This window comes from Leptotrichia sp. oral taxon 215 str. W9775 (genome assembly GCF_000469505.1).
Taxonomy (GTDB): Bacteria; Fusobacteriota; Fusobacteriia; order Fusobacteriales; family Leptotrichiaceae; genus Leptotrichia_A.
In genome coordinates this window covers 20,498-37,111 of sequence record NZ_KI272874.1, presented here as the reverse complement: position 1 = coordinate 37,111, position 16,614 = coordinate 20,498, and the positions used below count along the sequence as shown (strand labels likewise).

18 protein-coding genes and 1 tRNA gene are annotated in these 16,614 nt (G+C 31.6%); 8 read left to right on the top strand and 11 right to left on the bottom strand.

The genetic code is table 11. The annotated features are described in order from the left end of the window. Window positions 1-14: 14 nt before the first annotated feature. Together HMPREF1984_RS10330 and HMPREF1984_RS10325 are read right to left on the bottom strand one after the other, a co-directional pair. Complete coding sequence (locus HMPREF1984_RS10330; protein WP_021767950.1) at window positions 15-1,037, bottom strand: capsular polysaccharide synthesis protein; 1,023 nt, start codon at window positions 1,035-1,037, stop codon at window positions 15-17. After that, the gene (locus tag HMPREF1984_RS10325) at window positions 1,027-2,046 is read right to left on the bottom strand and encodes a glycosyltransferase family 9 protein (protein WP_021767949.1); all 1,020 of its coding nucleotides are present in this window, start codon (window positions 2,044-2,046) and stop codon (window positions 1,027-1,029) included. Before HMPREF1984_RS10325 ends, HMPREF1984_RS10330 begins: the two co-directional genes overlap by 11 nt. A gap of 212 nt (window positions 2,047-2,258) precedes the next feature. On the opposite strand from HMPREF1984_RS10325, the gene HMPREF1984_RS10320 reads away from it, so the two are divergent. The 3 genes from HMPREF1984_RS10320 to HMPREF1984_RS10310 all read left to right on the top strand — a co-directional run bounded on the left by HMPREF1984_RS10320 (window position 2,259) and on the right by HMPREF1984_RS10310 (window position 4,862). Further along, window positions 2,259-3,002, top strand: coding sequence for an ABC transporter ATP-binding protein (locus HMPREF1984_RS10320; protein WP_021767947.1), 744 nt, complete (start codon window positions 2,259-2,261; stop codon window positions 3,000-3,002). Beyond that, a complete protein-coding gene (locus HMPREF1984_RS10315; protein WP_021767946.1) occupies window positions 2,999-3,832 on the top strand; it encodes a hypothetical protein in 834 nt (277 codons plus the stop codon). The genes HMPREF1984_RS10320 and HMPREF1984_RS10315 overlap by 4 nt, the downstream gene beginning before the upstream one ends. Window positions 3,833-4,337: 505 nt before the next feature. Further along, entirely contained in the window at window positions 4,338-4,862 is a 525-nt protein-coding gene (locus tag HMPREF1984_RS10310; protein ID WP_021767944.1) for a type II toxin-antitoxin system PemK/MazF family toxin, read from the top strand. Window positions 4,863-5,145: 283 nt separating this feature from the next. Here the strand turns inward: HMPREF1984_RS10310 and HMPREF1984_RS10305 are convergent. The 9 genes from HMPREF1984_RS10305 to dnaA form a co-directional block, all read right to left on the bottom strand. Then, a tRNA-Gln gene (locus HMPREF1984_RS10305) sits at window positions 5,146-5,220 on the bottom strand. 179 nt (window positions 5,221-5,399) lie between these two features. Beyond that, window positions 5,400-5,966 (bottom strand): aminoacyl-tRNA hydrolase, encoded by a 567-nt coding sequence (gene pth / locus HMPREF1984_RS10300; RefSeq protein ID WP_021767943.1) that lies wholly within the window; start codon window positions 5,964-5,966, stop codon window positions 5,400-5,402. A 41-nt stretch (window positions 5,967-6,007) separates the two neighbouring features. Continuing rightward, window positions 6,008-7,906: a tRNA uridine-5-carboxymethylaminomethyl(34) synthesis enzyme MnmG gene (gene mnmG / locus HMPREF1984_RS10295; protein ID WP_021767942.1), complete on the bottom strand. Its 1,899-nt coding sequence runs from the start codon at window positions 7,904-7,906 to the stop codon at window positions 6,008-6,010. 41 nt (window positions 7,907-7,947) lie between these two features. Continuing rightward, window positions 7,948-8,769: a lipopolysaccharide kinase InaA family protein gene (locus HMPREF1984_RS10290; protein WP_036100608.1), complete on the bottom strand. Its 822-nt coding sequence runs from the start codon at window positions 8,767-8,769 to the stop codon at window positions 7,948-7,950. Between the two features lie 103 nt (window positions 8,770-8,872). Further along, window positions 8,873-9,874 (bottom strand): tetratricopeptide repeat protein, encoded by a 1,002-nt coding sequence (locus tag HMPREF1984_RS10285; RefSeq protein ID WP_021767940.1) that lies wholly within the window; start codon window positions 9,872-9,874, stop codon window positions 8,873-8,875. Continuing rightward, the gene (locus HMPREF1984_RS10280; protein ID WP_021767939.1) at window positions 9,871-10,848 is read right to left on the bottom strand and encodes a DciA family protein; all 978 of its coding nucleotides are present in this window, start codon (window positions 10,846-10,848) and stop codon (window positions 9,871-9,873) included. The genes HMPREF1984_RS10285 and HMPREF1984_RS10280 overlap by 4 nt, the downstream gene beginning before the upstream one ends. Further along, window positions 10,841-11,932, bottom strand: coding sequence for a DNA replication/repair protein RecF (locus tag HMPREF1984_RS10275; protein WP_021767938.1), 1,092 nt, complete (start codon window positions 11,930-11,932; stop codon window positions 10,841-10,843). The genes HMPREF1984_RS10280 and HMPREF1984_RS10275 overlap by 8 nt, the downstream gene beginning before the upstream one ends. 38 nt (window positions 11,933-11,970) lie before the next feature. After that, entirely contained in the window at window positions 11,971-12,219 is a 249-nt protein-coding gene (gene yaaA / locus HMPREF1984_RS10270) for a S4 domain-containing protein YaaA (protein ID WP_021767937.1), read from the bottom strand. 72 nt (window positions 12,220-12,291) lie between these two features. Then, on the bottom strand, window positions 12,292-13,638 hold the full coding sequence (gene dnaA / locus HMPREF1984_RS10265; protein WP_021767936.1) for a chromosomal replication initiator protein DnaA: 1,347 nt from the start codon (window positions 13,636-13,638) through the stop codon (window positions 12,292-12,294). A gap of 611 nt (window positions 13,639-14,249) precedes the next feature. Between dnaA and rpmH the strand changes: the two genes are divergently transcribed. From rpmH to HMPREF1984_RS10240, 5 genes are read left to right on the top strand one after another with little or no spacing between them, the layout of a single operon-like run. Further along, window positions 14,250-14,387: a 50S ribosomal protein L34 gene (rpmH, locus tag HMPREF1984_RS10260; RefSeq protein ID WP_021767935.1), complete on the top strand. Its 138-nt coding sequence runs from the start codon at window positions 14,250-14,252 to the stop codon at window positions 14,385-14,387. 57 nt (window positions 14,388-14,444) lie between these two features. Next, window positions 14,445-14,771 carry a ribonuclease P protein component gene (gene rnpA / locus HMPREF1984_RS10255; RefSeq protein ID WP_036100605.1) on the top strand — a complete coding sequence of 109 codons (327 nt, stop codon included), beginning with the start codon at window positions 14,445-14,447 and terminating at the stop codon, window positions 14,769-14,771. Then, window positions 14,768-14,977 carry a membrane protein insertion efficiency factor YidD gene (yidD, locus tag HMPREF1984_RS10250; protein WP_021767933.1) on the top strand — a complete coding sequence of 70 codons (210 nt, stop codon included), beginning with the start codon at window positions 14,768-14,770 and terminating at the stop codon, window positions 14,975-14,977. The genes rnpA and yidD overlap by 4 nt, the downstream gene beginning before the upstream one ends. A 28-nt stretch (window positions 14,978-15,005) precedes the next feature. Beyond that, a complete protein-coding gene (locus HMPREF1984_RS10245; RefSeq protein ID WP_021767932.1) occupies window positions 15,006-15,704 on the top strand; it encodes a YidC/Oxa1 family membrane protein insertase in 699 nt (232 codons plus the stop codon). Beyond that, a complete protein-coding gene (locus HMPREF1984_RS10240; protein WP_036100654.1) occupies window positions 15,679-16,599 on the top strand; it encodes a R3H domain-containing nucleic acid-binding protein in 921 nt (306 codons plus the stop codon). Before HMPREF1984_RS10245 ends, HMPREF1984_RS10240 begins: the two co-directional genes overlap by 26 nt. Window positions 16,600-16,614 lie beyond the last annotated feature (15 nt).

Sequence of the window (16,614 nt, the reverse complement as noted above, 5' to 3'; positions counted from 1 at the left end):
TTCATCTCCTGTTTTTATACATCAAATTTTTTATTAAAATAATCATAAAACGAATCTGGAATACAATTTCCCTTTGATATTCCCTTCTGAGTCAGTTTATGAATACTTGTCTTATCTGTAATTCTGCTAAGTTCCATTTCAGAAAATCTTTTATTCCATCTGCTAAAAAGGATATGAGGCAATGTATCGTCTATAATTTTACATTTTTCTTCAGGCATATACTTTCCTGCCAGTTCATGGTAAAGTATCTGAAAGAAAAAATAATGAGGTATTTCGCTTTCATTTTTCCAGAATGTGAGCATTAACTCCAGCAGGGAATGTATCATCTTATTGTTTTTTTCAGAAAAAATAACGCTGTTCAAAACTCTAACTTTATTTCTTTTATCCCAGGAAAAATAATCACTGTTCAGCTTTTCCCAGAATTCTTTATTTTCAGTACTGTCTGAACGCTGAAACATGAAATATCCTTTATTTTCAATTCCAGCAGAAGCAGAATACTCAGATAATGAACCTGTCATTAAAATTGAAGCATCCAGCCATACACCACCATAAGAATCAAGTAAAGCCAGCCTTAGTAAATCACTGAAATGAGTATATCCCATGTTTCCATTTTCAATCTTTTCCATAACAAATTCAGGAAATTCAATATATTCCTTCATATTTTCATTATCAAGTCTTATAATTTCATAATTTCCTTTATATTTATCAGCCGACTTATAACACAGTTTCACAATATCAGGCAGTTTTCCGTATTCCCATCCTGTTCCCCAGTACTGCCATATTATTTTCCTTCCAGCAAGATTTTTCTTTGGAAAAACTTCAATTTTCTCAGTTTTTCCCTCAAAATATGCTTCTATTATCCTGTCCCAGCTTTCAGCCACTGCCTCCTGCTGTAAAAAATCCATCTTTGTCTGTATACGCTTATAAAGAGATTTTGGCATCAGTTCCTTGTATATATACTTCCATGGCTTTTTATTCAGCATTCTGTTTATTTCGTAAAATTTTGAATTTGAAAACTTTATTCTATTATTTTCCATTTTTCTCTTCCAATCTCTTTACTACTTCTCCATACACCCTGTCAACTGTTATTCCCGGTATTCCTTTATAATATTCCTTTGAGTATGCATGCTGCTTCTCAGGAATGGCAGTAATGCTATTTTCGTAAAATTCATTGTCTTCTATTACATTACTTTTTTCTGTCCATGGGAAAAATCCTAATCCTCTTTTTCCCGGTCCAAAAATCCCTATAACAAATGGCTTTTCAAATGCACTTCCTATATGAATAGGGGCACTGTCATTGCTTATTACTATATCTGATTTTGAAAGTAATGCCGCAAATTCAAGCAGTGAAATCTCTCCCCTCAAATCTATTACATTTTTAGCGTTTATAGAATCTAACTTCAAGCTTTTTTCAGCTTTTCCACCTGTTATTGCAATCAGATTTTCCTTATTTTCAGTAAGTCTCTTTATCAGTTCATCATATTTTTCCATTGGCCATATTTTTTCAGGTCTCTGGCTTCCAGGGGCAACTGTTATCAGATTCTGGTATTTCCTTCCATTTAATATTTCATTTATTTTCTTATAGTCTTCTTCTGAAGGATATATTCCTAAAGGTACTCTTTCCCCATTATAATCAACAAGGTCAAGCAGCCTTTCCACTTCATGCTTTTTCATGTCATAGTGTCTCACATCAGTCAGAAGGAATGAACCTGTTGCCACATCAAATCCTGATATTTTCTTTATTCCTCCCATTTTTGCAAGCATTATTGATCTTATAAATCTGTGTGGAATAACTGCCAGATCATATTTATTATTTTTTACAATTTTCAGAATTCTGAAAAATCCCTTTATTCCCTTATCTGCTCCTTTTTTATCATAAAGTATTATATCCCTTAAATTTGGATTGTTACTTATAATACTTTTATTTCCCGGCAATGTAAGATAATCTATCTCAGACTCAGGATAAATGTCCTTTATTTTCTGTATTAACGGCGTTGACAGGACAATATCCCCTATAAATGCCGTATGAATTATTAATATTCTCATTTTATTTCCTCTACTTATTATTTAATTTTTTTATTTTCATTTTAAAATATTATACCACAATTAACATTTTCATTAAAATGAAAAATTTCTTTCCCATAATTTCTTTTATCTTAAAATATCCCATAAAATAACCCTTAACTGTTTTTTTCTTTATTTTTTCACTGTTATATAGTATAATTTGAAATGTTAAAACTGTATTTAAAGGAGGAAACATGGAAGAAATTTTAAATGAAAATATGGGGAATGTTGCATCAAACAAAACTGGATATGTTTTTGAATGTAGAAATTTGTCAAAAAGTTATGGATATGAAACTGCCCTCAACAGCATCAATCTTTCTCTTGAAAGAGGAAAAATCATAGGGCTTCTTGGACCAAACGGAAGTGGAAAAACAACTCTTATAAAACTTGCAAACAATCTTCTTACGCCTTCTTCAGGACTTGTTCTTATAAATGGGAATAAACCTGGAGTGGAAACAAAAAAAGTTGTTTCGTATCTGCCTGACAAAAATTATCTTGATGATTCACAGAACATCAATTCAATATTGAGACTTTTTAAGGATTTCTATGCAGATTTCAATGAAGAGAAAGCTCTCTCAATGCTTTCAGATCTTAAAATCGACCCTAGAAGAAGATTCAAATACCTTTCAAAAGGAAATAAGGAAAAGGTTCAGCTTATTCTAGTAATGAGCAGGGATGCCGATCTTTATCTTCTGGATGAGCCTATTGCAGGAGTCGATCCGGTTGCAAGGGAATATATACTTGACACTATAATTAAAAATTACAACAGAAGAGGAACTATAATAATTTCAACACACTTGATTGCAGATGTTGAAAGGGTTCTGGATGAAGTTATTTTTATTAATAAGGGAGACATTCTCCTGCATGAAAGTGCAGAGCACATTAAATCTGCTCACAATAAAAGCATCGATGAATATTTCAGGGAGGTTTTCAAATGATACTAAAATTATTTAAATACGATTTTATGAATATAGGAAAAAAATTAATACCTTTTTATATTGCGGCTCTTGTCATTGGAATTATTAACAGATTTCTTCTTCTTACATCGGATATTTCACGTCTGGAAAGGGAAGAAAACTTTTTAGCAATGTTCGGATCTCCGCTTTTATATTTTGCGTACTTCGCTGTAGTTTTCGGAATTTTCTGTATGACAGTATTTGTCATAATCACAAGGTACAGCTCTTCAATATATGGAAATGAAGGATATCTTACAAATACTCTCCCATTAAAACCATCACAGATAATATTGGCAAAACTGATAAATTTTCTTATATGGATATTTATAAGTTACTTTGTTATATTTGTTTCACTGTTTATCCTCTTTCCATTTGAATTTTTTATAAGAAATATTATTAAGGATCCTGAATTTTATCAGGACTTGAATACTATGGTTAAAGAATTTTTTAGCTCTAAATATATTTTTATATCTATTTTACAGCTTATTTATAATTTCTTTGCACACGTACAGAGTATTCTTATTATATTTTTAAGTATTGCGATAGCGAATTTGTTTAAAAGTTATAAAGTGGTTGTAGGAGTTATTGCTTTCTTTATAATTTCAATTATTTTTTCATTTATCAGTGCATCAGTTACTTATTCTGCAATGAGAAATTTAGACGTACCTGTAATGTATGGTGATATTGACCCGATTATCTTCACTTCTTTAAGAAATGGAAGTATAACTTCAATACTGTATTCTATTATTTCTTCAGTATTACTATTTTTTGGGGTACATTATTTACACACACATAATCTGAATCTTGAGTAGATATTATAGAAAAAAGTTATTTATTTAGAAAATGTATTAAAATTGAACTTTATTAAATCTTTATAAATAAAGTCTTGACTTTTTTTATAAATCAAGTATAATATTATTAGAGATGACATGTTCGTAGTATGGCGAACAGGATAATCAAAAAAAACGTACAATGAGATGAAAATTTATACAGAAGCTATTTTGAAATGAAAGTTTTAAAAATAGCTTCTTTTTTATTTTCCCTATTATATTTAATGCATATTTACTTGACTTTAATCTTTTTATTAGTTATAATTATTTTAATTTTAAATATAAAAGGATATAAAAATGAATTTCTTTTTATTAGAAAACAGCTTCTATAAGGATTATTCCAATTTATAAATGAGTTTATTAATTTGATTTCCAATGTAGACTCTTTTACAAAAAAAGAATTTTACAATTAACTTGAAATTTTCTTTTGTTGAATATTTTCAGAAAAAAAAGATTATATTGTTGATAGAAACAAGGAGTAACAGAAATGAAAAAAGAATTTAGAAATTTAAAGAAAAAACTAAAAAAAATAAAGAAATTAATTGTATCAAGTGAGTATTTAAAATTAATGCAATATATTTTATTTTTAATTCAGAAAAATATTGAAATATCAATAGATAAAAATGAAAAGAATGAATTAATTTTAGAAAAAACACCTTGTAAAAGAGGACAAATTTTTACAGTTGATTTTGGATTCGGGATTGGTTCAGAATTTAGATATCAACATTATTGTGTGGTTATTTCAGTAAATAAAAAAACAGCTGTTGTAATTCCGTTTACATCCAAACCTAAAAATGGAATAAATTTGGGAATTATTCAAAAACTGCAATCACAAAGAAATTCAAAGCAAACAGAGACATATGCTTTAGTACATGCTATAAGAAGTATAAGCCGTGCAAGATTATTCAGACCACGGATAAATGGAGGAAGAAGATACATTAAACTATCCAGAAATCAAATGAATCTGTTAGATAATGAAGTAAAAAAAATGTTGACAAAATTGTCAGCATAAACTATAATTTATATAGAAATTAAAAGCCCATAGCGGCAATGACTTACAGATTAAAGCCCATAGCGGTGTATTACAAATTAAAAGCCTAACGGCAAAGATAATGAGCAGTCTATAATAGACTGCTCATTTAATTTAATTTTTATTTTTTCGAAATTCGGCTGATTTTTTGTATAATATATTCATAAGTATCTCTTTTTGATTATTAAAAATAAATTTACTTTACTTATAAATAAAAAAAATGTCCTATTTCCAAGACATTCATTAATATATTATTTAAAAAATGTGGCTGGGCTGAATGGATTCGAACCATTGCATGCTGGAGTCAAAGTCCAGTGCCTTACCGCTTGGCGACAGCCCAATCTAAATCTTAATTACTTAAGACAATAAACATTATATATAATTTTTTATATTTTGTCAACTACTTTTTACAATTTTTATATATTTTTTTGATAAAAATTTTTCGAGGTATTTTCCTGACTTCCAACCTTCATTTAAATACCTCTATTTTCAAGCCTTTATAACCTTTTTTAAATATTTCTATTTTTTGTTATATTTATTCATTAATTTTGAAATGTCCATATCATTTTTTATATCATCTATAAGATTAAACATTTTTTCAAGTGATTCTTTTATTGTTTCCTTTTCTTCAGGAGAAAATTTTCCAAGAACATGCCCTACTGTCTCTTCCTTTGATTTTGCCTTTCCTATTCCATATTTTATCCTTACGAATTTTTCCCCCACATGCTGTATTATGGATTTAATTCCATTATGGCCTGCAGATCTCCCGTCCTTTCTGATTTTTATCTTTCCAAACTCCATATCCATGTCGTCGTATATTACAAAAAGGTCAGTAGCAGGATCCATCTTAAAAAACCTTATTGCCTGGCCTACTGCTTCACCACTTAAATTCATGAAAGTCAGGGGTTTCTGGTAAAAAACCTTTTCCCCCCTGTAATCAGTCTGGACAAACTCTGATTTATACTTTTCCCTTATATCAGTTATATTATTTTTTCTGAGATATTCATCTATAAATATGAAACCTACATTATGTCTTGTAAGCTTATACTGTTCTCCCGGATTACCAAGTCCTACAATTAACTTCATCTGTTTCCTTTTTTCCTTCCTTTTAGTTATAAATCCTGTCTTTATTTATGATTTTCCTTTATCACTGCTATAAGAAGGGCAATATCATTATAAGTAACTCCGCTTATTCTGCTTGCCTGTCCTATTGTTGCAGGATTTCCGTACATAAGTCCTGAAATGGCTATATTACTTAATCCCTGTATTTTTTCATAGTCAATATTTTCAGGTATTTCCATTTTTTCAAGCTTTTCAAATTTTTCAATCTGTGCCTTCTCCCTTTCAATAAACACATTATATTTTGCATTTATTTCAACCTGTTCCTTTGCCAGAGGGGAAAGATCCACAGTTTCCACAAATTCTGAAAGGTTGTCGTAGCTTATTTCCTTTCTCGCCAGAAATTCAAAAGCTGAAACAGGACTATTTGCACTTTTTGTGGAAATATCTTCACTTCCATTTTTAATGTTAAATTCTTTTCCTATTCTTTCAAGCTTTTCATTTGTTTCCTTTGTTGGATAAACTGTTATTCCCTTCAGTCTTTCTATTTCTGTTTCTATTTCATTTCTTACATTTTCCAGTTCTTTAAGCTTTTCACTGTTTAAAAGTCCTATTTCCTTAGATTTTTCAAGCAGCCTTATAAATATGTTGTCCTGTCTCAGTGTAAGCCTATATTCAGCCCTTGACGGCAGTACCCTGTATGGCTCAGGTGTCTTCTTGTTTATTATGTCATCTATAAGGACTCCTATATATCCCTCACTTCTTTCAATTATTATTTCCCTTTTCCCAAGTATTTTCCTTGCGGCATTTACTCCAGCTATGAATCCCTGACATGCCGCCTCCTCATAACCGCTTGTACCGTTTATCGTTCCTGCAGTGTAAAGTCCCTTGACTACTTTTGTTTCCAGTGTCAGATTTAGCTGATATGCAGGAATAAAGTCATATTCCACAGCATAACCATATCTTACTATTTTGGCATTTTCAAGCCCTGCTATTGTTTTAAGCATTGCTTCCTGTGCAAATGGAGGCATTGCTGTCGTAAATCCGTTTATATATATTTCATTTGATTCTACAGATTCCTGCTCCAGAAAAATCTGATGATTTGTCTTTTCCGGAAAGTTCATTATTTTCCTATCCAGCGAAGGACAGTGTCTCGGTCCCTTCGTACTTACAACTCCTGTTACAATCGGAGAATATTTAAGCATTTCCTTTCCTGTTTCTATCGTTTTTTCAGTTGTAAATGTAAGCCATGTTGGAAGCACCTGGTTATATTCCTTTTCTGTTTCATATGAAAAATATCTTGGCTTGTCTTCTCCCTTCAGTTCTTCCATTTTTGAAAAATCAATACTCTTTCTGTCCACTCTCGGAGGAGTTGCAGTCTGGTACCTGTCAAGTTCAAAACCGTATTTTATAAGATTGTCAGGCAGTTCATCACTGGAGGGCTCCCCCTGTCTTCCTGCAGAATATTTTACATCCCCCATTATAAACTGACCTTTTAAAAATGTTCCTGTACAAAGTACAACAGCCTTTGCAGAATACTCCACTCCCAGATTGTCTACTACACCCTTTACACTTCCGTCTTCAACAATAAGATCATTTACAATTCCCTGAACTATATACAGATTTTCTTCAGTTTCAACTATTCCCCTCATTTTTACCCTGTACCAGTATTTGTCAGCCTGTGCCCTGGTTATTCTTGAAGCAAGCCCCTTTGTATGATTCAGATTTTTCAGCTGAAGGTTGTAGTTGTCTATATGTCTTGCCATTTCCCCACCAAGCATTCCAAGCTCTGATACAAGATGGCTTTTTCCCGGTCCTCCCACTGAAGGATTACAGGACATCATGGCAATACTGTCTAAATAGATTGTAAACAGTGCCGTTTTCAGTCCCATTCTAGCTGATGCAAGGGCTGCTTCCACTCCTGCATGCCCTGCCCCTACAACAATTACATCATAATTTTTATCCATTTTCTTTTTTCCCTTTCGTTTCCCTCTGCTCCAGACTTATCCTATCTTTTCTTTCTTTTAAAGAAATATCTGAAGGTTCTTGTATTGTCCTTTACTGCAACATAAATTTTATGCCTGTTTATATAACCGTAAAGTTTATCATATACTTCACTGTAAGGCTTTTTATAAAGCTCTGAATAATATTTTGAAAATATTTCCACATATTCCTTATCTTCCATCATTCTTGAGACATTCTTCATTCTTGCATTAAAATCAAGACTTTTACGGAATGTCATTCTGTTAAGATCTATCAGATAAAATCCATATCTGTCAGAATCTTCCTTCCTTATAAGAACATTTCCAGGCGAATAATCATCAAATTCAACTCCTTTTTCATGTAAATCAAAGGTAAATTCTGCAAACTGGGCTATTATCTTTTCCCTGTCCCTATCAAATATTTCCTTCACTTCAGGCTTTAATTTTTCCTGCCATAAAAGCTCCCTGCATGTAAACTGGTACTTTAAATCCTCACTTATGTAAAAGTTTCTCTTTTCTCCTACAGCTTCATCATAATATTCATCAAAATACGCTATTGGCTCAGGAGTATTTATACCAAGTTCCACAAGCCTTCTTCCATACAGGTATGATCTTTTTCCTTTCGAGCCTTTAAAATATTTGTATACAAACTGTATAAGCGGACTTTTTTTACTGAAACATTTTACGTTTATTTCCTTTTTCCTGCCATTATGTTCTATTTTAAATCTTTTTATCCTGTTTCTTTCTTCATTTACTGATTCCCCTGTCTTATCAAAGTTTCTTAAAACTTCCAGAAGAACCTCCTTGTCATAACCTTCCGTTATTTCATAATTTATTTTTTCAGACATATAATCCTCTTTATTTTTATTTATAAAATTCAATCTTTAAATTTTATCATAATTTTTCTTTTTAATCAAACCGTCATCTGTATCTTAAGCATATTTTCCTGTACTATTTCTCGTTATTCTTAAGATATTTTTCCTTTGCCTTTTTTATTCTTTTTCTTGCTTCTTTTAGAACTTCCTTGTCACTTATATAATTTTCCGCTTTTTTTATAAATTTAAGCGCCTCATCAAATTTATTCCGCATTTCTGCAATATATGCCGAATTAAAATAATGAAGCGGATTGTCAGGCTCAAGCATAAGCAGTTTATCGCACACCTTCTTTGCCCTCTCAAAATCCTTTATTGCAGAAGCATACCTTCCTTCCATGTTAAGTACCTTTTCCCTTGGATGACCGCTGTTTGCAAAGTTTATAAGAAGAAGTTCTATCTCTTCATATTTTTCAGCCTTAATTAGCATCTCATAAAAATTTTCAAAGACGAAGTCCTCAGCTTTACTGAAATTTATGGCAATATTATAATATTTTATTGCTTCATCAATATTTCCAGCCGCATTTTTCAGGTCTCCCATCCTCATGTAAATATAATATTCCTCTACGTTATTTTCCTTATCTGCAAGCCTTTCCTCATATATCTGCATTGCCCTGTCAAACTGGTTCATTCTTATCAGGCATTCAGCCTTATCCATGTATCCTTCAGTATTTGAAGGTTCTTTTTCTATAGCCTTTTCCAGCATTTCAAGAGCCTTTCTGTAATACTTTAGTTCCATGTAGCAGAGACCCATATTAAGCATGACATGGTAATTGCTTTCTGTTTCAGAATATTTCTCATAATAGGAAAGCGCCTTCTTATATTTTCCTATTGCTTGACTGAGATATCCCATGTTAAATATCACTTCAGGATTGTCACTATATTTTTTATATGCTATTTCACTGTATTTTATAGCTTCCTTATAAAAGCCTGTATCCACGTATATTTTTGAAATCATTTTCAATGCCTGGTAGTTTCCCTCTTCCATTTCAAGCACCGTTTCCAGATAGATTAGAGCGTCGTAAGCTTTACCTTCTGTATAAGAATCCATGGCTTCTTTTAATAATTCCTCTACATTCATTTTTTAAATCTCCTGTCATTATTCAGCTTTTTTAACAATTTTTTCTTTTCCTTTGAAAAAATTTCCATGTTATCTGTACCTATTTTCAAATCTATATAATTTTTTACGTAAATTTCAAAATCCACAATTGTTTCTTTTCTTATTTCGTCCCTCCATTCTTCATTTCCCTGTATCTGAAGGTTCTTTTCCATACAGAAATAGAAAAGATCACTGTAAACCCTCTGGGCCAGCATATCCCTGACCTTATAATAGGTGTACGCATCTGTCCCTGTCCTTCTAACTGCATCCCTTTCCCCAATAAGAGGCATTTCAGTCAGCAGCTTTGCCATTGCCTCTATTTTTCCGCTTTCTTTCCTGTCATAGCAGTTAAAGCATATTTTTTCATTTCCTCCAGGATAAAATATTTTCCCACATTCACTGCACTGGATAAAACCGCTGCTTAAAAGGTATTTTTCCCTTTTCCTGTTATTTTCCGCTATTTCCTTCAGCCTTACGGCAAAATTTTCATATTTCTTATCTATTTTATCAATATTTTCCTTTATTTTTTCCTTTTCTTCGTTAGACAGTTCCAATTCCTTTTCCTGAAGAGAATTTTTTTTCTCAGCTGTTTCAATTATTTTCAACGTATTTCCAGTTTTTTCCTGCTTACTTAAATCCAGTATATTTCTTCTGGAATTTCTATTTATTTTCCTAACCTCAACTTTTTCCACAACATTTCCCTGAAAAAACTCATTAATTTTTTTCATTATTATGGAAGAGTATGAAACAATGCTATGATGAATAACAGGATCATGTACGTTTATTGTCAGTTCCCTCATATAAAGGTTTTTAGGCTCTGATTTTTCAGCAATTATATTTCCTGTAATAAGTTCCCAGTTTTTTCTCAGTTTCCACAGGGTATAGCCTTCACCTTTAAATGCGGAACATTTCAGCTCAAATATATTTTTATCCAGTTTCTTTATTTCCTTACTCATAAGCCTTCACTTTCCCTTTTTCCACAATAAATCTTTTCCCTTTTATATTTAAATCTTCAGTTGAAGTTATAAAACATTGGATCTTCTTATTTACAAAATACTCAAGTATGCTCTTTTTTCTCACTTCATCAAAGTATGAGGCAATATCATCCATTATAAATACAGGATATTCATTTTTTTCCTTCACAAGCATGTCTATTTCAGAAATTTTCAGAGAAAATATAATTGACTTTTTTTCCCCCTGGGATGAAAAGGATTTTGCATTTTTCCCATTCAGTTCAAATACAAAGTCATCCTTCTGAGGTCCGATAAGGCTGTATCCAAGGAATCTCTCCCTTTCTGCTTTCCTTATGCACAGCTCCCTGAACTTCTCAGTAAGTTCCTCCCTCGACTTTTTTTCCGTTTCTCCTAAAAAACATTCATATTTAAGCTTCAGCTCAGATTTTTCATCAAAAAGTTTTCTATAATTGAGATTCAGCAGAATCGAAATATTTCTTATAAATTCCCTTCTATGAACTATTATATTCACTCCTTCTTCTATAAACCTGTCATTGTATATCCTGTATATTTCTTCACCTGTCTTCTTTTCCTTTATAAGCCTGTTACGCACCTTCAGTATTTTTTCAAAGTCTACAATTGACTTCAGATAATCTTTTCTTGCCTGGGATATTTCATAATTAAAGAAATTTCTTCTTACCGAAGGATTTCCTATAATTATTTCAATATCTTCAGGTATAAACGATATTATATTTAAAATTCCCACATAATCTATATATTTATTCTTATTCCTGTTAATGTAGAAATCCTTCCTGTCTTCGTTTACATCGATAGCCATTGTATTTTCTTCATTATTTTTCCCTGTATATTTTCCAAAAACTATTACCCTGTTCCTGTTGTATCTGAAAAGTTCCCTCAGTTTCTTTGTCCTGAAGCTTTTCCCAGTTGCTAAAAAATGAACAGCCTCTATGAAAGAAGTTTTTCCCTGTCCATTTTTCCCATATATTAAGTTGAAATTCCTGTCCAGGTCTATTTTTCCATCTTCAAGACAGCGAAAATTGCTATAGCTTATCTGGTTCAGATACATATGTTATCCCCTCTGTGTTTTTCTATATTTTTAGACGGTTATTCTGTAGGAGCCTTAGGAGCCTTAACTTTTATCTTTTCCCCATTAAATTCCACAACATATCCGTCGTATATTTTCTTTCCCCTTCGTGTTTCAACTTCTCCGTTTACCTTCACTTCCCCATTCAGTATAAACATCTTTGATTCCACTCCTGAAGCAGTGAAGTTTGCCCATTTTAAAAGCTGGTCAAGCTTTATAAATTCTGTATTTATTTCTACAGTTTCTATTTCATCATTTTTATTTTTCATTTTTCTTCCTTTCCGACAGTTTGCCAGTCCATTAATATTTCAAGGTTTTCAGCTTCCTGACTTCTTTATCCACTATTTTGAAATATTCTGTTTCAGCCTGTCTATTTCCCCTTTAAATACCTTGCTGTCTTCCATTTTACCTTCAACTTTTCTTATGCTACTTATAACAGTGCTGTGATCCTTTCCACCAAACAGTCCTCCAATTGTAGTCAGGTTAAGATCAAGCCTGTTCTTCAGAAGAAACATTGCAATCTGTCTTGCATTCACTATTTTCTTCTGTCTTTTCTTTGATTTCATATCTGTGACAGGTACATCATATTCCACAGATACTGTTTCTATTATTTTTTCAGCAGTTATTTCAGCCCTCTGCCTTCTTATCCTGTTAGCCAGCTCATCCTGTACCTGCTGTAAAGTTATCTTTTCGTTAAGAAGTTTCGATCTGGCACTCATTGAAGTAAGCATTCCTTCCATTTCCCTTACATTCGTATCAACAGTGTCAGCTATATATTCAAGTATATTGTCATCAATTTCAATATTTCTTTTCACTGCATATCTTTTCAGTATAGCCACCCTTGTTTCAAATCCCGGCTGCTGTATTTCCACAGAAAGCCCCGACAGAAATCTTGATTCCATTCTCTTTGAAAGATTTTTTATATCCTTAGGGTATCTGTCACTTATCATAATTATCTGCTTTCCAAGTTCCTGCAGCTTGTTGAAGGTATGAAAGAACTCTTCCTCGATAGTTCCTCCACCTTTTCCGAAAACCTTCTCGAAAAACTGGATATCATCCAGCAGAAGTACATCAAGGCTTCTGAAAGTATCCCTGAACTCCTGTATTTCCCCCTTCTGAAGCATCTGGAAAAAAGTGTTTGAAAATTCTTCCGAAGTTGAATAAAAAACCTTCTTGTATGGATATTTTTCAACGATGGCATTTCCTGTAGCCTGAATCAGATGGGTTTTCCCAAGCCCTGAACCACCGTATATAAGAAGCGGATTATAAACAGGAATTTCATTTTCCACAACCGCCTGACATGCATTATATGCAAGCCTGCTGTTGTCACCTACCACAAAATTATCAATGTTGTTTTTTTCATTAAGACCTGTATTTATTCTGTCGCTTCTGTCAGCCCTGTTTTCTGAAAATCTGTAGCTGCTGCTCTGTACAGGTTCCTGAACCTTCACTTCAAAAACCGCCTTCATTTCTTCGTCAGTAATTATTTCAATTATTTCCTCTATCTGTTCCTTATATTTCTCCATGTTCTTTTTTACAAGATTTGTGCTGCAAATCAGCTTTAATGTGTTATCAGATATTTCTTCTGCCTCTACGTTTTTAAAAAAAGTATTGAATTCTACTTCATTTACTCTCTTTTTTATAATTTTTAAAATTTTTTCCCATAGCTTTGAGGCACTCATTTCCATATATTTACAACTCCTTTTACGTTATTTCATATTGAATATAACATAAAAAATATAATTAATCAAGGAAGGTACTTTTCAACTTTCCAACAGTAATATAAACATTTTTTCATAGATTTTTTAAAGGATTCTTTCACTTTCCCACATTTTAACACATTTTTCCACACCATCTTAAAGTACTGTTTTTTTTAGAAACTAACTTTTTTTACACAATAAAATTTTTTTTATTTTTTTTTCAAGATTTTATGTTAAAAAGCCTGTTAAAAATTGTGTTATAATTTTTTATCAACAATTTACAATTTTCTTTTCAACATATTTTCCATTAAAAACTGTCCCTATTTTCCTGGCTTCCAACAAATCCATACTCCTATAATAATACTAATATAAAAAGAATATATATATATTTAATATTATAGCAAAGTGGAAAAAAGTTTTTTCAGATTTTTTTAAAACAGGAAGAAATCCCCTTATATTATATCAGAAAAATGTTATTTATTAATAAAAAAGAAAATTAATGCAAATATTCCTTGACTTTTTCGTAAAATTTGTTTATCATAATATGTAAACTACTTGAAAAAAAGACTTACACTTAAATAACTCAGAAAGGAAAGAAAATGACTAAAAGAACATACCAACCAAATAAAAGAAAAAGAAAAAAAGATCATGGATTCAGAAAAAGAATGCAAACTAAAAGCGGTAGAAATGTTTTAAAAAGAAGAAGAAATAAAGGAAGAGCAAAACTATCAGCATAACCCGGTGACTTTAAAACAACACCGGGTTTTTAACAAAATATCAGAAAGTTTATAAAAATGATTGATAAATTAAAAAGAAGCAGGGACTTCACGACAATTTACAACAAATCCAGGAAGGTGTACACTAGGTATGCCATTGTTTTTGTGTCTGAAAATAAAAATTGTATGCAGCGTTTTGGATTTGTGGCAAGTAAAAAGACAGGAAACGCAGTTCAGAGAAACAGGATAAAAAGACTTTTTAGGGAATTTGTAAAAAATAACAAGGAAAAATTTAAAGAAGGTACAGACTATATTTTTGTAGGAAAGGCAGTTCTGAAGGAAAAACTGGCTAGCTTAAAATATGAAGATATTGAAAAAGATATGTTAAAGGTGATTAAAAAATGAAACATGTGCTTCTATTTTTGATAAAAATATATCAGAAATTTTTTTCAGGTGCATTTGGAAGAAGATGCAGGTTTTATCCTACATGTTCAGAATATTCAAGACAGGCTATTACAAAATATGGTGCCATAAAGGGAGCGTACCTCAGCATAAAAAGGATTTTAAAATGTCATCCCTTTAACAAGGGAGGATATGACCCGTTAAAATAAAAAATAATATAATGGAGGAAAAAGATAAATGTTCAGAATAAAAATACTTGAAGAAGCCGTTGTTTTTCTTTTGGAAAAAATAGCGGAAGCAGTAGGTCATCTAGGAATACCGGGTAAATTTGGTATAGCAATAATCATAATAACAATTTTAATGAGAATAATAGTTTTCCCGTTGACATTGAAACAGGAAAAATCAATGAAAAAAATGAGGGAATTACAGCCTGAACTGGATAAAATAAAGGAAAAATACAAGGACGATCCGCAGGAATATCAAAAAAGAACAGCTGAAATATACAAAGCAAACAATGTAAATCCTTTAGGAGGATGTTTACCTCTTTTAATTCAGTTACCGGTTTTCGTAGCACTATATTATGCATTCAGCGGAAAGACAATTCCAAATGATGCGACATTCCTATGGTTTAACTTGAAGCAGCCTGACAGACTGTTTATGTTTGGAAATTTTGCATTTAACCTGCTTCCTATTTTAAATACAGGAGTAACTTACCTGCAGCAGAAAATTATGTCTGGAGCTACTAAAGGACAGGATGGAAATAACCAGCTTCAGTCAATGATGTATACAATGCCTCTTATGATGCTGTTCCTTTTCTACAGAATGCCTTCAGGGGTAACATTATATTATTTAGTTTCAGGAGCTCTTTCGCTTGCACAACAGTATATCATTATGAAAGGAAGAAGTGATGATGGAAAAAATAGTATTAAAAGCTAAAAATAGAGAAGAATTGGACAATATGGTAAAAAGAAGCCTTACACTGGGTGAGGATGAAGAATTCAGGATAACAGTCCTGAAGGAACCTAAAAAAATACTTTTCTTCAATGTAAATGGTGAATATGAAATAGAAATTGTAAAAAAAGGTGAAAAAAGGGAAAATCCAAAAGTAAAACCTGCTGAAAACAGAACAGGTTCAGGGAAAAATGAAGTAAAATCTGAAAATAGGAAAAATGAATTTAGAAATTCAGGAAATAACCATAAAGAAAATAGAAAAAATGACGGAAAAAATCCAAAGGAAAATGTAAAACAGGGAAGAAAAAACTGGAATGGCCAGAATACCGAAAACAAGGAAAAACATCAGAAAAATGAACGTTTAAACAATGAAAATACAAGAGTTCAGAAGGAAGAAAACAAAAAAGTGGAAGTTGAAGCTGAAAATTCTGATGATCCTAATTTCGGAAGAATAAGAAGTTTCATGAAGGAATTTATTGTAAATTCAAAACTTAGCCTTAAAATAGTAAACATATCAAAAGAAGGAGAAAGATATGTTGTAAATGTTGACGGTAAGGATATAAGATATCTTATAGGGGAAAAAGGAAGTGCATTAAATGCCATTGAATACCTTCTTACTTCTGTAAAAACTTTAAAAAATATAAAAGTAGTTATAGATTCAAACAATTACAAAGATAAAAGGGAAGAAGCGTTAAGGGATCTTGCAAGAAAAAAAGGGAAAAAAGTTCTTGATTCAGGAAGAAATGTAAAACTTAATCCTATGTCTGCAAGGGAAAGAAAAATTATACACGAAGAAATTTCATTTATAAAAGGGCTTAAGACAGAAAGTGTAGGAGAAGAACCTAAGAGATATCTTGTTATAAAAAGAATAAAAGACTAGTAAAAAAATGAGGTA

Bases quoted from the DNA above. Each gene is read 5' to 3' on its own strand.
- HMPREF1984_RS10280 (WP_021767939.1), bottom strand. From the start codon at position 10,848: ATGAGTAAGGAAATAAAGAAACTGGATAAAAATATATTTGAGCTGAAA.
- HMPREF1984_RS10320 (WP_021767947.1), top strand. From the start codon at position 2,259: ATGGAAGAAATTTTAAATGAAAATATGGGGAATGTTGCATCAAACAAA.
- HMPREF1984_RS10240 (WP_036100654.1), top strand. From the start codon at position 15,679: ATGGAAAAAATAGTATTAAAAGCTAAAAATAGAGAAGAATTGGACAAT.
- rpmH (WP_021767935.1), top strand. From the start codon at position 14,250: ATGACTAAAAGAACATACCAACCAAATAAAAGAAAAAGAAAAAAAGAT.
- HMPREF1984_RS10285 (WP_021767940.1), bottom strand. From the start codon at position 9,874: ATGAATGTAGAGGAATTATTAAAAGAAGCCATGGATTCTTATACAGAA.
- HMPREF1984_RS10310 (WP_021767944.1), top strand. From the start codon at position 4,338: ATGAAAAAAGAATTTAGAAATTTAAAGAAAAAACTAAAAAAAATAAAG.
- HMPREF1984_RS10325 (WP_021767949.1), bottom strand. From the start codon at position 2,046: ATGAGAATATTAATAATTCATACGGCATTTATAGGGGATATTGTCCTG.
- rnpA (WP_036100605.1), top strand. From the start codon at position 14,445: ATGATTGATAAATTAAAAAGAAGCAGGGACTTCACGACAATTTACAAC.
- yidD (WP_021767933.1), top strand. From the start codon at position 14,768: ATGAAACATGTGCTTCTATTTTTGATAAAAATATATCAGAAATTTTTT.
- mnmG (WP_021767942.1), bottom strand. From the start codon at position 7,906: ATGGATAAAAATTATGATGTAATTGTTGTAGGGGCAGGGCATGCAGGA.
- HMPREF1984_RS10290 (WP_036100608.1), bottom strand. From the start codon at position 8,769: ATGTCTGAAAAAATAAATTATGAAATAACGGAAGGTTATGACAAGGAG.
- yaaA (WP_021767937.1), bottom strand. From the start codon at position 12,219: ATGAAAAATAAAAATGATGAAATAGAAACTGTAGAAATAAATACAGAA.
- HMPREF1984_RS10330 (WP_021767950.1), bottom strand. From the start codon at position 1,037: ATGGAAAATAATAGAATAAAGTTTTCAAATTCAAAATTTTACGAAATA.
- dnaA (WP_021767936.1), bottom strand. From the start codon at position 13,638: ATGGAAATGAGTGCCTCAAAGCTATGGGAAAAAATTTTAAAAATTATA.
- pth (WP_021767943.1), bottom strand. From the start codon at position 5,966: ATGAAGTTAATTGTAGGACTTGGTAATCCGGGAGAACAGTATAAGCTT.
- HMPREF1984_RS10245 (WP_021767932.1), top strand. From the start codon at position 15,006: ATGTTCAGAATAAAAATACTTGAAGAAGCCGTTGTTTTTCTTTTGGAA.
- HMPREF1984_RS10315 (WP_021767946.1), top strand. From the start codon at position 2,999: ATGATACTAAAATTATTTAAATACGATTTTATGAATATAGGAAAAAAA.
- HMPREF1984_RS10275 (WP_021767938.1), bottom strand. From the start codon at position 11,932: ATGTATCTGAACCAGATAAGCTATAGCAATTTTCGCTGTCTTGAAGAT.